Source organism: Arcticibacter tournemirensis (assembly GCF_006716645.1).
Lineage (GTDB): Bacteria > Bacteroidota > Bacteroidia > Sphingobacteriales > Sphingobacteriaceae > Arcticibacter > Arcticibacter tournemirensis.
The window spans coordinates 4,037,468-4,052,657 of sequence record NZ_VFPL01000001.1 but is presented as its reverse complement, the minus strand read 5'-3'; the positions used below and the strand labels follow the sequence as shown (position 1 = coordinate 4,052,657).

Genomic DNA, 15,190 nt, shown 5'->3' with positions numbered 1-15,190 from the left:
AATTCGCTATATGTTATAGTTTTGCGCTTCTCAGCCGTAATGAGTTCAGAATAACGGATACCGAGCTAAAACTCATGGCCAGCGCCGCAATCATTGGAGAAAGTAAAATGCCGAAAAGCGGATATAAAACCCCTGCTGCAATAGGTATTCCCAAAACGTTATAACCCAAGGCAAAAAATAGATTTTCTTTTATGTTTCGCATTACTTTGTGGCTTAACTGCCTGGCTTTAGCAATCCCATTCAGGTCGCCTTTTACCAGGGTAATTGCGGCGCTTTCGATGGCTACATCCGTTCCGGTACCCATAGCAATACCAATATCTGCCTGCGACAATGCCGGGGCATCATTAATTCCATCGCCCGCCATCGCTACTTTTTTTCCTTCTCCTTGTAAACGCTTGATTTCATCTAATTTATTCTCAGGTAACATTTGGGCTTTATATCCATCGAGGTTTAACGCTTCACTCACCGCTCTTGCAGTATCTTCATTATCCCCAGTAAACATCATCACTTTCAAACCCTCTTTCTGTAATTTGCGGATGGCATCTTTACTCGATTCTTTAATCATATCCGAAATGACTACAAAACCAACGGCTGTGTTTTCAACTGCGAAATAGGAAACAGTTTTACCTTGTTTCTGCTCTGTTTTGACCTGCTCATTTAATTCAGACGAAACTTTCGCTTTCACTTGTTCCATCAATTTATTATTTCCTAAAGCCAGTTTTTTGCCTTCCAGCATCCCAATAACCCCTTTGCCGGTAATTGCTTCAAACTTTGAAATAGGTTTAATTTCAACGTTGTTTTCCTTTCCATAGCGCAGTGTAGCCTGTGCCAACGGATGTTCGCTACTGCTATTAAGAGATATGATTCGTTGCAGAACGTCGTTCTCCGTAAAATCCGGATTTGTGCTAACGATTTTTTCTACAGATGGTTTGCCTTCGGTAACCGTTCCGGTCTTATCAATAACCATCACATCGATGGTGTTCATTTTTTCTAATGATTCTGCATTCTTTATTAGCACTCCCAGCTTTGCGCCTTTCCCTACACCAACCATTACTGACATAGGAGTTGCCAATCCCAGCGCACAAGGGCAGGCAATAATTAATACTGCTATAGCATTTACAAATGCATAAACATAGGCAGGTTCGGGGCCATAGATTGCCCAGACGATATAGGTAATGATAGCTATCAACACCACTATCGGTACAAAATATCGAGAGATTTTATCAGCCAGCTTTTGAATAGTAGCTTTTGAACGGCTTGCTGAATTGACCATTTCAATGATCTGGGATAGTAAAGTTTCCGAGCCCACTTTTTCTGCAAGCATTGTAAAAGTCTTGTTCCCGTTTATGGTGCCTGAACTTACCTTGTCCCCCGGTCTCTTATCAACCGGGATTGGTTCACCTGAGATCATGGATTCATCAATCGTTATCTCCCCAACCTTAATACTTCCATCAACAGGTACTTTTTCACCGGGTTTCACGCGTAGCAGGTCTCCCTTTTGGATGTCATCAATACTTACTAGCAATTCCTTTTCTCCCACGATTTTTGTAGCGTTATTGGGTGCCAGCTTTAATAATTCTTTGATGGCGCTATTTGTTTGTCCATGTGCCCTTGCTTCTAGTGCCTGCCCCAATAAGACGAGTGTTAGGATTACAGTTGCAGCCTCAAAATAAACATATACTGTACCTGAATGGGTTTTAAACTGATCAGGGAAAACATCAGAAAATAACAGTGCAACTAAACTAAAAAGCCATGCCACGCCAGCCCCTATACCTATCAGTGTAAACATATTCAATTTCCAACTGATGATGGATCTCCATGCTCTTTCAAAAAACATCCAAGTTGCGTAAAACACAACAGGTATGGAGAGTGCAAGCTGAACCCAATTCCAGTATTTCAAATCCATCAATTTATAAATCGGATTATTTGGAATCATTTCTGACATAGCAATCAAAAAAATAGGAATAGTGAAAGCTGAAGCAATTTTTAATTTTTTTAATAGGTTGACATAAGTCTTATCCTCTTCATCCAAATCTGGTTCCATGGGTGCCAAATCCATCCCGCAAATGGGGCAGGCTCCAGGTTCGTTCCTGATGATTTGTGGATGCATAGGGCAGGTATAGGAGGCTTCTTTTTTTAAGGAGGGTGCTTGCACTAAATCCATCCCACAAACAGGGCAATTACCTGATGCATCATAAGTTTTATCTCCCTCACAATGCATCGGGCAGTAAAAAGCACCGTTTCTATCTTTTCCAACGGCTTTATTTTTTGTGAAAAGCTTTTCACCCGTAATATACTGATGGTGGTTTTTCTGATCGTTTTTATCTAAAACTTTAATATGATAATCTCCAGCACTACTAAGAACCTTTTGCAATTCTTCTAGAGCAATATGCTTCGCCATGTTAATGGTGGCTACAGGAGGTTCTAAAGAAACTTTTGCAGAAGCACCCTTAATTGAATTAAGTGCTTCCTCTACTTTTGAACGACAGCCATTACAGCTCATTCCTTCTATTTTATAAGTATGCTCCATGATATTGGTAAAAGATTTAAGTGGAATAATTTATTTCATCCTGGCCAATATGGCTTTCATCTCCGCAATCTCCCTCTTTTGAGCTTCAATAATTTCATCTGCCAATTTCCTTACCTCCGGATCTTTAATATTGGCGTTTTGGCTGGTCATGATGGCTGAGGAATGGTGGGGAATCATTGCTTTCATATATTGCTCATCACCAACAGGAGTTTGCGTTCTTAATGCAGTAAGCACCAAACCAAAAACTGCTATACTTCCTATAATGATGGCTTTATTCATCTTCTTATTTGGATACATTTTACCCATCATCAATAGCATGATGATGGCCATTGGACTTACCATTAATAAAGCCATGTAAATACGGGTAAGGCTTATATAAAAGTGATCAATATCCACAATGTTTATGAACATGATAAAATACATCACCATAAAGGAGATACCCATTGTTAGTGCAAATTTCCTATAACTCATCATTTCATTTTCTGATTTTTGACTTTCCATTTTTTTAAAATTTAATTTTTAATACATAATTCTTAACCCTGCGCCCCATCCGTAATCACTATCATAATTTCCGGATAGACCTAAATTTTTCCCAAGTATGTAAGTTGTGCTGATACGATATTCTTTATCTGTATTCCAGCTACCCCCTAAACGTATTCTGTTAGAGATCGGGATGTCCGAACGCCCAATTTCAAACCTGGCTTTTCCGTTTTGACTGATCCTCACATCGGTTTGAATGAATAGGGGCAATAGATACCTTAAACCTACAAAGGCATTTTGTTCGTCATTTATTAGAAAAGCGCCACCTTTAGTGTCATTTTTAAATTCAGCACCGATATAACCTGATAGATAAAAGCGGTTATCCAAGTAGCGTTCTAACCTTGGCGTAACCTCGTACCTTCCATCATAACTGAAACGCCAGTCAGAATTAAAACTATACCTAACGTTCGAAACGTTGAACATTCCATAGTTAGCCTGTGACTGAATAGCAATACTTGCCCAAAAGAAAGGATGGTTTGATTCCCTCAGAATAGGATTGTTACCACGATATTGGGCAACTTCCGGTGTTATAGGTGAATTTTGATATCTTACTATCCTTGCCATCCCAGCATTCATGTGATAAAGAATATGGCAGTGGAAAAACCAGTCTTTTTCTTCGTTGGCATCAAACTCTATGGTAACCGTTTTCATAGGCTCCACACTTACCGTATGTTTCAATGGCGAATATTCTCCCTGCGCATTTATAACCCTAAAAAAGTGTCCATGTAGATGCATTGGATGCTCCATCATGGTGTTATTGTGCATCACAAACCTGACTTTTTCACCTTTTTTGATAGATAAAACATCCTGTTCTGAAAGGGTTTTGTTATTGATAGACCATACATACCTTAACATAGAACCTGTTAAGTATAACTGGAAAGTCCTCAATGGCTGTTTGGAATCTATTTCTGTAGAGGCTTTTGCCCTTAACATATCATAGGTCAGGATTTTACCTTCTCCGCCCAAGCTGTTCATCATTGATCCGGGAACGGTCATTTTAATACCTCTTCCATCATCTTTCATCCCCATCATATCCATACCGCCCATATCAATTCCCGTCATTTTTTCAGAATCTGAGTTCATGTCCATTTTTTTCATGCTGTCGTCCATCTTCATGGTTCTATCGTGACCCGAATGTTTCATCTTGACAGAATCTGAATTCATATCCATTCCTTGCATGCCGTCCATCTTCATTTCTCCCATTCCCATTCCCATTCCCATATCCATCTTCATCGCAGACGCACCCATTTTACCTTCCATGCCGTTAGGCGTTTCTTTCAGCATTCCGGCTTTCTTCAGTTTGCTGTTTTTTACGGCACTCATCTGCATCCCTTTCATTCCCATCATCATCTGGCTCATACTGTGCATAATCCTGAAATAATTCAGCTTAGGAATATCTGGAGCTTTATGCAATGTGCCAGTTCCAAAGAAAGTAGACACCTGTCCGGATACATCATGCGGTGTGGCTCTAAGCTCGTATTTACCATCTTTAGGGATAGTGATCAGCACATCATAAGTTTCTGCCACGCCCAGCAAAAGCTTATCAACTTTTATAGGCTGTACCTCCAATCCATCGGCAGCCACTACTGTCATCTGTCCACCAGCAAACTGTACCCAGAAATAGGTAGAGGCCGAACCATCAATAATTCTTAACCTTACTGTTTCGCCAGCCTTGTATTCTTGCTGATCAACATTTTCTTTTCCGTTGATAAAAAACTTATCATACTTGATATCGCTGATGTCCATTGCGGGCATCCGCATCCATTCCATCATCAATTTATCACTTCCGTAACCTTTTGATATAGCTTCCCCATAACTTTGTACTGCTCCTTTTTTGATTGGGAAATAATCACTGCCACGCTTTAAAAGGCGCAGCACATTTTTAGGGTTTTGGTTGGTCCAGTCGGAAAGCATTAAGACTTTATCAGGATACTGATCTATTTTATTGCCCTTATCTTGAGATTCGATTACGATAGAACCAAATAATCCGGACTGTTCTTGCAATTTGGTATGCGAATGATACCAATAGGTACCAGTTTGGCGTAAAGGAAATATGAAATCATGGGTCTGACCCGGCATTATTGGCGCAGTTTCTAAATAAGGTACACCGTCGAATTTATTGGGTAGCAAGATGCCATGCCAGTGCATAGAGGTTTCATCCTTCATTTTATTGTGGACGTGAATAACTGCGGTATCACCTTCTGTGAAGCGAATCGTTGGACCAGGGATTTGGCCGTTGATCGCCTGAGCTTTCACTGATTTGCCAGTAAAGTTCACTATGGTATCTGTGATATATAAATCATAAACCACTCTTTTCCCAGGGCGAATGAGATGATCATCGGGGGTAGCGGTATAGCTTTTTATATTTTTCTGTGCGAAAGCTGATTGGCTAACAACTGCGATAAAGAGCAGGACAAATAACTTTTTCGTTAGGAAATAAATTTGATAGGTATTCATTGATCCAAAATTAAATTAAGGTAAGTCTGATGTGTCTGGTTAAATGTTACTATAGGCTCAAGGATTTGACCGTTGATCGCAACAGCTCTTTTTGATTTTTTGCTGTATGTTAAGGTAGTATCGGTTATGTATAAATCGTAGTGCACTATTACCGAAGAGATATTGCTGGAATTGGATTTTATAGGCTCTAAAATTAGTATTCTCTTCATCGTTTAATGTTTTAGTGAAAGACTGTCTCTTGTTTTTTTAACCCAATTCAGTAATAAGCTTTTATCCTCTTTTGTAAGTTTTGCATTTTTATGGATCCATAGATAAGAAGGCAATGGCATGGTTCCATCCTTGATGCTATTTTCAATAGATTTCATTTTGCTATTCTGTCTTCGTCTTGAATATGCCCCAAATTCATCGAAATTAAGTTCCGATTTCCCTTTTTTTATATGATAAGCCAACCACCAACCCGAGGGTTGTATCTCAGCATACCAGGGGTAACGAGTATTATTACTATGACAATCATAACAAGATGACTTTAAAATAGCATCTACTTTTTTAGGCACCGTAAAAACCCTGCCAATATTGTCTAAAGAGGCCTGTCCGCTGTAATTTCGGGCAGGCCGTACAAATTGTATGGCAATAAAAGCAATTAGCAGAGCAAACAATATGATCTTCTTCCTGCTCATGGATATTAATTTAGCTCTTCTTTCACCGAGCCACATTTGGCCATTTTCTGTCCGAAATATGGATTTTGGACTTCTTTCGTCTCACTAAGCCAGTTTCCTCCTTTGTTATTATTATACATCGGGCAATTAGTGAAATATAGTTTTTGATTTGCACCAACACTTTTTACCAGATCATACATCTCCTGGCTCAGGGTTTCAAAATGTTCTCTTTGATGTTCGATATTTCCGGCGTTAGCGCCGATATGCTCTGCATGTTCTCTTGCGTCCTCAACAATGTCGTTATAAACTTTAGCTTGCTCAGGTGTTAGAGAAGCCCTATCCAAATTATCAAATGTATTGGCCATTGCATTGCCTGCGCTAGCGGCTTCTTTATCATTATCTGCCACTAGTGCGTTTTTTATTTCAATATAGTTCGTAAGGAGGCCGCTGATTGCGTTATCAGAAGTAGTTGGAGATTCCGGAGATGCTGACCCCGTACCGGGCATACTGACCCCCTAATTTGGTTTTGGCCCATAGATTCTGAAGGCCTGACAATTTTACCTTTTTTTTCTTAGACTTTCACCTTTAAGTTCAATTCTGTAAGCGGTATGTACCAGCCGGTCGAGTATGGCATCAGCAATCGTTTCTTCACCGATCACATCATACCAGCTTGCCACCGGCAGCTGGCTGGCGATGATAGTAGATTTGCGGCCATGACGGTCTTCTATGATTTCCATCAGATCCATGCGTTGCTGCTGTTCCAGGTGAGTGAGTCCGAAGTCGTCCAGAATGAGCAGTTCCGTGCGCGAAAGCTTTTCCATAAACTTATAGATGCTCCCATCAATCCGGCTCATCTTCGTGCGCAGCAGTAACTTCTGCAGGTTATAATAAGCCACTTTATATCCCTGTGCACAAGCCTGGTGCCCCAGGGCAGAAGCCAGAAAGCTTTTACCGGCACCTGAGGCCCCGCTGATCAGAACGGCATCTCCACTGGAGAGATAAGTTCCCATGGCAAGGTCCGTAATGAGTGAACGGTCAATCCCCCTGGAGGCATCCATGTTCAGTTCTTCCACAGAAGCCCGGTAGCGGAAGCCGGCATTTTTAAGCAGACGGTCAAAGCGTTTTCCGCTGCGCTGTTCCTGTTCGGCCTGCAGCAGCAATTGTAGGCCCTCTGAGAGGTTCAGTTCGTGATGGCGGCGGGTCTCCAGCAGTACCTGCCAACTGCGGCACATTCCATGCAGGCGCAGCTCTTTGAGTTGTGTTTCGATTTGCATATTAAAAGTGAATAGTGGATTGTATATAGTATTCTTTTCCTCTGATATTGTTATGGGCAGGAAGCGGATGTTCAATGCTCTCCTCCTGCAGATAGAGCGTCATGTTGTTCTCCAGTATTTTCTGGATGGCCTTATAGGAGCAGATCCGGTGCTGCACAGCGATCCGGCAAACACGGGTGAACTTTTCTGCCTCGGTATTCCGGTGTAAACGGAACAGGCCGTCGCAGGTGCGGTACAACTGCTCTGGATAACGGTCCTGCTGAAAGATGATCTCAAGGAGGCGGTAGAGATCTTCCGACTTATAACGGGCCCGCTCCAGGTAATATTCCGGACTGCGGTTCAGCCAGGCCTGATTAGCAGAACTCAGATGTTCCTTTACCGAAGTATATCCCCCGCTGTAGCTTCTGATATGGACAGCCACCTGTTTCCCTTCAGCATAGATAGAGACCATACTGCGGGTATAGATCACCTTTACTTTGGAACCAATCAGCGTGTAGGGAACACTGTAAAAGTGTTTCTGAACACTGACATGCCCGTTACTGGCTACCTTGGGTTCACAATAGTGTTTTAGTTCAAAGTCCTGCTGGGGCAGCTCAGAGAGTAACGGCTTTTCAGCGGCCAGGAAGCGTTCTTCCCTGCAGTAGTCCTTACGCTGCATGCGGGTCTGGTTATGCTCGCGTACTTTTTCGCTGATGGCCTGATTTAGAGAAGCCAGATCGAAGAACTGCCGGTTGCGCAGCCGGGCATACACTCTGGTATAGAGCAGCTTTACCTGGTTCTCAACCAGACTTTTATCGCGGGGACGGCCCGGTCTTGCAGGCACGACCGACATCTGATAATGATTGGCAAAGTCTTCCAGGCTCCGGTTGACCTCCGGCTCATACCGGTCTGCCTTGACGATAGCAGACTTAAGGTTATCGGGTACCAGTACCCGGGGTACCCCGCCCAATTCTTTCAGGCAGCAGGAAAGGGCATACAGAAAGTCACCGATTCGCTGAGAGGGTACAGCCATAGCAAAAGCATAATCAGAAAAAGGAAGACAGGCTACAAACAACTGGCAACTGATAATTTCCCCGGTCTGGCGGTCTGTATAACTGATCTGTTTGCCGGCGAAGTCGACGAACAGCTTATCGGCAGGCTCATGGCTTAATACAGAGGTCGGCTTACGGGCAACAAGCTGCTGATGCAGATGAAAGCAGAACTGGGAGTAGGCATACCCCTGGGGAAAACCCAGAATGTATTCATCCCACAGCAGTTTTTTAGTCATCCCTATTTTTTTAAGCTCTTTGGAGAGATATTCCAGTTTTCCTTTGAAATGAATATAACGTGGATCCTTATAAGCAGGATTACCGGAATGGAACCGGGTTTCCAGGACAGGATCCTCCAACTGAAGCAGTTCCTGTGGGTCCAGGGCAGCAGACTGAAGCTTGGCAAGATAAGACTTCACCGTGTTCTTGCTGATGTTCAGCGTTCGTGCGATGGCCTTAATAGAATAGCCCTGGGTGTGTAAGCGTAATAGTTGTTTTATCTGACTCATGGGTCTTGGTTTTCCGGCCATCAGTGATCTTCTTTTGTAATAAATTGATCACTAAGTATAACCAAAACCAGAATTAGAGGGGTCAGTATGCTCCGGTACGGTATCCCCTTTAAGTCAATATCAGGGGGGCAACATGCTCCGGTACGCATTGCGCCTATCTCTCAGAGGGGGTCAGTATCCGCCGGAATGGCAGGCGTTTCTGTTGATTTAAGCAGCATCGCTATCCGCTATCCTAACCGCTTTGGAGGGGTCAACATGCTCCGGAATATCCACCCGGATAGACGATGCCGATAATATCGACGATGAGTTCGAAAAATACTGGCAGGAGCAAGAGGTTCTGGCCTTAGCAAAACTCTGCGAAGAAGAACACCTCGACCAGGAACAGTTTAAAGCCCTCATCGAGGCCTATATTTTTAGTGGCTTAGATCCATTACGCGACGACGTATTACGATGCTTAGGCAACCGGCCCAGTATTTTAAAGGCCCGGGAAATAGGAGAGAGGATCATTGCTAAAATGAAAGAGTATGTACACGTGTTTGAGAAGGGGATGGTGGCGTAACAATGCTTTGGGATACTATAAACTGGTACGGGGTTAATATCTATAAACATATAAATAGCATTGGGTGTCCTGTTCCTTATCAGATAGGAGCGGGAGAGCCGGTGATAACGTTGAATTTAAACAGCGAATCCAGTGCCTGTTACGCACTCACTGAAGGGCATGCCGATTTAATTGCTGATTTGGCTTAAATAAATATTTTTCTTTAAAGAATATTCATCGTGATTACATTTGATATAAGATTATAACCTCTTCATTTATGTCCCAATTGCTTAAAAGTGAGATCATCACATGGTTAAAGCTCCAACCCTATTGGTTACAATACGCTGGCAGTCTTTTACTGGATGGTACCCAGCTTACTGATACTTTAAAGTCTGACATCTATAGTTTGTTTCTGGAGGATAACGATTTAAAATCCCAGCCTGCGGTCGCCCGTGAAGCGGTGGTTTTCACAACGCCTACAATCCCGATGGTAGCGGCAAGTACGCCAAAGTTATTATCTGGTATAAAAGATGTAGAAAATGTAAACGCGTTGGCGACCGGACAACAATTACCGATTGGCCCTGGCTTGACGATTGTTTATGGGAATAATGGTTCGGGGAAGTCAGGCTATATCCGTCTACTAAACAACGCTTTCAATTCGAGAGGCGATAAACACATCATCCATAATATTTACGGTGGTAAACCTGCGTCGGCTACGGGAAAGTTTATGTTCACGGACGCGGCATCGACCGTCGAATTGAAATATCCTGATGACAAAGACAAGGTTGAATTTACTCAGTTTTCAATATTTGATACGCATTGCCTGAAAGCACAGCTCGAACAGGATAATAAGCTCAGTTTTACCCCTTCCGGGTTTCAGTTTTTTGATCAATTACTGGAAGTTTATGGATACCTAAAGGATACTCTTAGCGCAGATACCGCGAAAAACAGACCTGCCAACACTTTACTGTCGTTATTCATTAATGAAAATGTAATCAAAGAAAAGATAGCCGGCTTAAGCGGAAGATCAAAACCGGAAGAATTTAAAGAGCTAGGTATTTTCGGAGATGAAGAGATTAAAAAACTGGAGAGACTGAACGCGGAAAAAGTTGCTTTACAAAGTCTAAACATTGCCAAACGAATAGCCGATCTTCAGTTGCTCAATGGTCGTTTTAAGGAACTGGTAGCAATGCTTGAAAACATCATCTCTGCACTAAATAAAGCTACATATGATAGTTACCGGCAACTACTAACAGAAAACCAAGGTTATTTGGCTATCTCCCAAGCGGAAGGCCTTACATCTTTTGAACAATATGAGATCGTAGCTTTGGGCAGCAAGGAGTGGAAAGCCTTTCTGACCGCAGCGCAGGTATATTCAGTACAGGCCAAACAAGAGTTAGGTGACAATTGCCTGCTCTGCCTTCGCCCACTTGGTGAACCGGAAGCAAAGCTGATAGCTACTTATTGGAATTTCTTACGGAGTGTGGCCGAAGAGAATTTTAAAAAGTCAAATGACGAAATAAATGCTGCTATCGATAAACTCAAAACGGTCCAGTTTCCGGCATTTGACGAGACTAGCACTGTATTTGCTTACATCAAAGAGAATAAACCTGAACTTGCCGCCACTTGGCAAAAGAATCTGAAAGATCTAACCTCGATTAAGCAAGAGCTTTTGCAAATGCTGGAAACAAAAAACGTGAATGCAGCTTATATGTCCCTTACTGTTGACTCGGCTGATTTTGACCAGTTACTGAAAGATATTACGATTAAAATCGATGACTTGCTGACCAAAGATACTAGCGCGGAGCTAGAAAGCTATAACAATGAAATTATACTGTTAAATGATAAAAACCTACTTTCAAGAGTATTGGATCAGGTTGAGAAATATATTAAACGACATGCGTGGGCGGATAAAGCCGATGCTGTATTATCCATATTAAGAACCAACGCGCTGACCACCAAACAAGGCGAGTTATTTACTAAATATATCACCTCAAGATATACGGACTTGTTTAATGAAGAATGCGAAAAGTTGAAAGCGCCGAACGTCGTCAATATTCAACAGCGAAATGCGAAGGGACAAACGCTCCGTAAATTACAGGTTAGTGGGTACGTCGCCAATCAGATCCTCAGCGAGGGTGAGCAACGCGCCATTTGTATTGCCGATTTTTTAACCGAAGTGCAAATGAATCCTAACAATACGGGTGTAGTTTTCGACGATCCTGTGTCATCGCTCGATCATGAAAGAAAGGAGCGGATCGCCAGACGCCTTGTAGAGTTTTCTGCCACAAACCAGGTAGTAATTTTTACACACGACATTGCATTTTATTTACGTATGAAAACGCGTGCAGAAGAAGCCGGCCTCGATTGCACTCTAGTATCTATCCGCAGACATGCCGATGCAACTGGCGTCATCTTTAAAGACATTCCCTGGCCGGCAACTGGCGTAAAACAGCGTCTGGGTTTCTTGAGGAACATGTTGGTTGGTATTAAGAAGATTGATACATCGGCAGACAGTGATAAATATCTGATGTCTATAAAAAATTGGTATATGCTACTAAGGGAAACTTGGGAAAGAATGGTTGAAGAGAAGGTGTTAAATGGTGTTGTTGAGCGATTTTCACCCGGAGTTTCTACTCAAAGACTAAAAAAGATCAATATCACGCCTTCCATATTGGCAGAGGTGGAATCGGGCATGACCGAAAGTTCCAGTTGGGTGCATGACGCAGCGGCTAACCTAAATCCAACCATTCCGGATACAGCAAAAGCCGAACAGGATCTACTGCAATTAGAGAATTTTAACAAGACATTCAAGTGATATAAGAGTATTAAATCCCGCGGATTGGCACTTGGGCAGCACCTTGGGAAAACTTGAAAGTGGGTAGGCCCTCCAGGCTTCTCTTACTAAACCTTCATATTGGCACAGCAGTTTGTTGCGCTCCTCTTTTCTGATGAGAAAGTTTGCAAATTCCTGCTCATTTATTCTGTAATACCTTCTTTCCCGTTCTATGTGTCTCGTCCTGAAAAAACTTTACAGTTTTGACCATTAATCCTATAAAAACTTTGCAGGTATTTCCTGGTAGTCCTAAGATATCCTTACAAGGATACGGAGTTTCATTTTTATTCTGAATGTTCAAATTCATTTTCGTCCGGAATTGTCTTCCTATATCTTCTATATTGTTTCCAACGCTTGCGAATCGGACCCGATAAACTCTCATGAACCTTCGCTGGGCTTAAATAATCTATACTCCCGTGGGGGCGGCTTTCGTTATAGATAGCAATAATCCTGGATACATGCTTCTGTGCATCCTTATGATTTTGATAAATCCGTTTTGGAAAGAATTCATTCTTTAAGATTCCGTTTACCCGCTCGGCCAAAGCATTATCGTAAGGACTACCGCTTTGTGTCATGCTTATAGCTACACCGAAACGTTGAAGCGTTTCGGTGTATTCTGCACAGCAATACTGAATTCCGCGGTCGGAATGATGGATAAGATAAAATGGCGATTCATGTTTCCAGGTCGATATGGCCATTTCCAAAGCTTTCAAGCAACCTGTCGCTTCTAACGTCGGGTGCAATGCATAACCTACGATCTTATGGGAATATGCATCGGTAATCAGACTTAGATAACTGAAGCCTTGAATCGTCCTGATATAGGTGATATCGCTTACCCAAAGCTGCTCTCGTCCGGTGATAACAAGTTCCTTTATCAGGTTTGGATATCGCTTGAAGATATGATTAGAATCAGTAGTACGAACTATACGCTTACGACGCCGGATCATTAGCCCGTGAAATCGAAGCAGGTCGAATAATTGATCGCGGCCAATTTTGATTCCATGTTCCTTCAATTGTGGTTCCAGCAAGTACAGGAGCTTTCGTGTACCCAGCAATGGCATCACGCTCCGAATTTCCTTTACCAACGTCAGAACAATCATGTTAGCAATCGACGTTTTCTCAGCATGGTGGAATGCGTCATAATAAGCTTGTCTTGTAACGCCAAACAGTACACAGAGCTCCCCAAGGCCTACATGGGGATGTTTCTGCCTCATTCTCTTGACTGTTTGGCACCAGGCTTTTTTCGGATCTTGATCTTCAGCTCCTCTTCGCTTACCTTAATCATTGTTTCCAAAGAATCCACCTTTAACTGAGACTTTTCCAAAGCCTTCTGTAACTCGATAACTTGTCTGTGAAGATGACGAATGGTTGAACTTTCAGTAGATTTTGTCATAAATTCCTCTTGTGAGTTCAGTGAATCCAAGTTAAGTAAAGAATACTGAACAACCCAATCGTTTACAGTATTCCGACTCATACCGTAAAGCTTAGCTGCCGTACGATGGCTGTGGAAACCGGATTGTATTTCTCCAACAACTTTTCTTTTGACTTCTTCGGGATAAGATCTGCCGATCTTTTTGAGCGGTTTTACCGTTCGCTTTCTCTGTTTTTTTTCCATTTACTTTACATTTAATGTAAAGCTATTTCAGGACAAGACATTCTCTTGCTAAATATTATTTCTATGTTTTTCAATTAGCTACCTATATAAAGGGACAAATAAGGGATTAAATACTAATAATTTAATTGTGTGATTCATATAGATCATTTCCATAACTTTATGTTAAAACATGGAAGAGCCTGAGGCCATGATGATGGAAAGGATTTCCATCACTTCTTTTTGTTTTTGCTCTGCAGGTTGGATGTTTTTGTTTTGCGATTAAAACATACCGTTTTTTCGGTAAACAACCTCCTTCTTTTTTCTTATTCCCTCATTATATTTTAGACGAGTATACCAGAGACTAATCTTTTTATTAGGTAATACTTAAAGAGTAGTGATGTCATCTTTTGAGTGATAATCGTTCCTGGCAATTTCAACTGTTTTTCAGCTTCTTACAAGGATTATCTCTTTTCAATTGCTACTTTGGGTTAATAACTTCGCGCAAGTAATAAGTCAGTTAATGAATCAACTTCGCTCCAATCACTAACATCCACTTCTTTAATGTAAATATCAAATTGGCTCAAATTATGGAAAACGACCTGGTCCCAATACCAATTCTTTACGTTATTTCCACTTATTGTTGTAGAAATCATAATATATTTATTGAGTAATTCAGCAATTTTCAGCGATGCATCTTTAGTCCAAAAAGACATTCCCGAAATTATAAAGTGTTGTCTGTCTTTATTAATCTGCTCGTGATCTTTCGGCGGCAAAATGTCGATAACCTTATTTTTTTCGTCATGAACAATAATATATTCACCCTTAGTATTGCATTTTAAGCTTGATAAATAGCTACTCGAGAAAACGCCTTCCTTTAGACAATTATTACGGAGATAAACATCACCATTTAATATCCAAGTATTTTCAAGATGGTTTCTGCAAAGGTAAAGTGAATAAATATTATTGTAGCTTTCAAAATTAGGATTATAGATTAGTTTTACACCGAATTTTTCAGTTAAATAAGAAAAGGATTCAGAGCGATAACCAACAACAATGCAGATTTCATTAACTCCAATTTCTTTAAGTGCGGTGATTTGACTTTCAACTATAGGGATATTGTCTACTTTAATCAGTGCCTTTGGAATATTTACATATGTTCTAATTCTTGTTCCTAAGCCAGCGGCCAGTATAATTGCATTCATTTTTTATGACGTTTGTAGATTTATAT

Annotated in this window: 12 protein-coding genes; 2 read left to right on the top strand and 10 right to left on the bottom strand. The window is 41.5% G+C overall.

Annotated features, from left to right (window positions below; translation table 11 throughout):
• Nucleotides 1-13: 13 nt before the first annotated feature.
• The 7 genes from BDE36_RS16975 to istA all read right to left on the bottom strand — a co-directional run bounded on the left by BDE36_RS16975 (nt 14) and on the right by istA (nt 9,015).
• Nucleotides 14-2,530: a heavy metal translocating P-type ATPase gene (locus tag BDE36_RS16975; protein ID WP_141815807.1), complete on the bottom strand. Its 2,517-nt coding sequence runs from the start codon at nt 2,528-2,530 to the stop codon at nt 14-16.
• 30 nt (nt 2,531-2,560) lie between these two features.
• Complete coding sequence (locus BDE36_RS16970) at nt 2,561-3,031, bottom strand: DUF305 domain-containing protein (protein ID WP_141815806.1); 471 nt, start codon at nt 3,029-3,031, stop codon at nt 2,561-2,563.
• A gap of 18 nt (nt 3,032-3,049) precedes the next feature.
• Complete coding sequence (locus BDE36_RS16965) at nt 3,050-5,527, bottom strand: multicopper oxidase domain-containing protein (protein ID WP_141815805.1); 2,478 nt, start codon at nt 5,525-5,527, stop codon at nt 3,050-3,052.
• Between the two features lie 212 nt (nt 5,528-5,739).
• On the bottom strand, nt 5,740-6,204 hold the full coding sequence (locus BDE36_RS16960) for a heme-binding domain-containing protein (protein WP_141815804.1): 465 nt from the start codon (nt 6,202-6,204) through the stop codon (nt 5,740-5,742).
• Nucleotides 6,205-6,209: 5 nt separating this feature from the next.
• Nucleotides 6,210-6,689, bottom strand: coding sequence for a DUF3347 domain-containing protein (locus tag BDE36_RS16955; RefSeq protein ID WP_141815803.1), 480 nt, complete (start codon nt 6,687-6,689; stop codon nt 6,210-6,212).
• Nucleotides 6,690-6,740: 51 nt separating this feature from the next.
• Nucleotides 6,741-7,457 carry an IS21-like element helper ATPase IstB gene (gene istB / locus BDE36_RS16950; protein WP_141813394.1) on the bottom strand — a complete coding sequence of 239 codons (717 nt, stop codon included), beginning with the start codon at nt 7,455-7,457 and terminating at the stop codon, nt 6,741-6,743.
• A 1-nt stretch (nt 7,458) separates the two neighbouring features.
• Entirely contained in the window at nt 7,459-9,015 is a 1,557-nt protein-coding gene (gene istA, locus BDE36_RS16945) for an IS21 family transposase (RefSeq protein ID WP_141813393.1), read from the bottom strand.
• Between the two features lie 220 nt (nt 9,016-9,235).
• On the opposite strand from istA, the gene BDE36_RS16940 reads away from it, so the two are divergent.
• Together BDE36_RS16940 and BDE36_RS16935 are read left to right on the top strand one after the other, a co-directional pair.
• Nucleotides 9,236-9,553 carry a type I restriction endonuclease subunit R, EcoR124 family gene (locus BDE36_RS16940; protein WP_202618235.1) on the top strand — a complete coding sequence of 106 codons (318 nt, stop codon included), beginning with the start codon at nt 9,236-9,238 and terminating at the stop codon, nt 9,551-9,553.
• Between the two features lie 256 nt (nt 9,554-9,809).
• Nucleotides 9,810-12,350: an AAA family ATPase gene (locus BDE36_RS16935; RefSeq protein ID WP_141815801.1), complete on the top strand. Its 2,541-nt coding sequence runs from the start codon at nt 9,810-9,812 to the stop codon at nt 12,348-12,350.
• 302 nt (nt 12,351-12,652) lie between these two features.
• Here BDE36_RS16935 and BDE36_RS16930 read toward each other — a convergent pair whose 3' ends face one another.
• The 3 genes from BDE36_RS16930 to BDE36_RS16920 all read right to left on the bottom strand — a co-directional run bounded on the left by BDE36_RS16930 (nt 12,653) and on the right by BDE36_RS16920 (nt 15,164).
• Nucleotides 12,653-13,582, bottom strand: a complete 930-nt coding sequence (locus BDE36_RS16930; RefSeq protein ID WP_141814245.1) for an IS3 family transposase — start codon at nt 13,580-13,582, stop codon at nt 12,653-12,655.
• Nucleotides 13,579-13,983, bottom strand: coding sequence for a hypothetical protein (locus tag BDE36_RS16925; protein WP_141814246.1), 405 nt, complete (start codon nt 13,981-13,983; stop codon nt 13,579-13,581). Before BDE36_RS16925 ends, BDE36_RS16930 begins: the two co-directional genes overlap by 4 nt.
• 467 nt (nt 13,984-14,450) lie before the next feature.
• Complete coding sequence (locus BDE36_RS16920) at nt 14,451-15,164, bottom strand: NTP transferase domain-containing protein (RefSeq protein ID WP_141815800.1); 714 nt, start codon at nt 15,162-15,164, stop codon at nt 14,451-14,453.
• Nucleotides 15,165-15,190 lie beyond the last annotated feature (26 nt).

What these genes read in the sequence shown, in the direction of transcription:
- BDE36_RS16975 (WP_141815807.1), bottom strand. Translation starts at nt 2,530, where the DNA reads ATGGAGCATACTTATAAAATAGAAGGAATGAGCTGTAATGGCTGTCGT.
- BDE36_RS16970 (WP_141815806.1), bottom strand. Translation starts at nt 3,031, where the DNA reads ATGGAAAGTCAAAAATCAGAAAATGAAATGATGAGTTATAGGAAATTT.
- BDE36_RS16965 (WP_141815805.1), bottom strand. Translation starts at nt 5,527, where the DNA reads ATGAATACCTATCAAATTTATTTCCTAACGAAAAAGTTATTTGTCCTG.
- BDE36_RS16960 (WP_141815804.1), bottom strand. Translation starts at nt 6,204, where the DNA reads ATGAGCAGGAAGAAGATCATATTGTTTGCTCTGCTAATTGCTTTTATT.
- BDE36_RS16955 (WP_141815803.1), bottom strand. Translation starts at nt 6,689, where the DNA reads ATGCCCGGTACGGGGTCAGCATCTCCGGAATCTCCAACTACTTCTGAT.
- istB (WP_141813394.1), bottom strand. Translation starts at nt 7,457, where the DNA reads ATGCAAATCGAAACACAACTCAAAGAGCTGCGCCTGCATGGAATGTGC.
- istA (WP_141813393.1), bottom strand. Translation starts at nt 9,015, where the DNA reads ATGGCCGGAAAACCAAGACCCATGAGTCAGATAAAACAACTATTACGC.
- BDE36_RS16935 (WP_141815801.1), top strand. Translation starts at nt 9,810, where the DNA reads ATGTCCCAATTGCTTAAAAGTGAGATCATCACATGGTTAAAGCTCCAA.
- BDE36_RS16930 (WP_141814245.1), bottom strand. Translation starts at nt 13,582, where the DNA reads ATGAGGCAGAAACATCCCCATGTAGGCCTTGGGGAGCTCTGTGTACTG.
- BDE36_RS16925 (WP_141814246.1), bottom strand. Translation starts at nt 13,983, where the DNA reads ATGGAAAAAAAACAGAGAAAGCGAACGGTAAAACCGCTCAAAAAGATC.
- BDE36_RS16920 (WP_141815800.1), bottom strand. Translation starts at nt 15,164, where the DNA reads ATGAATGCAATTATACTGGCCGCTGGCTTAGGAACAAGAATTAGAACA.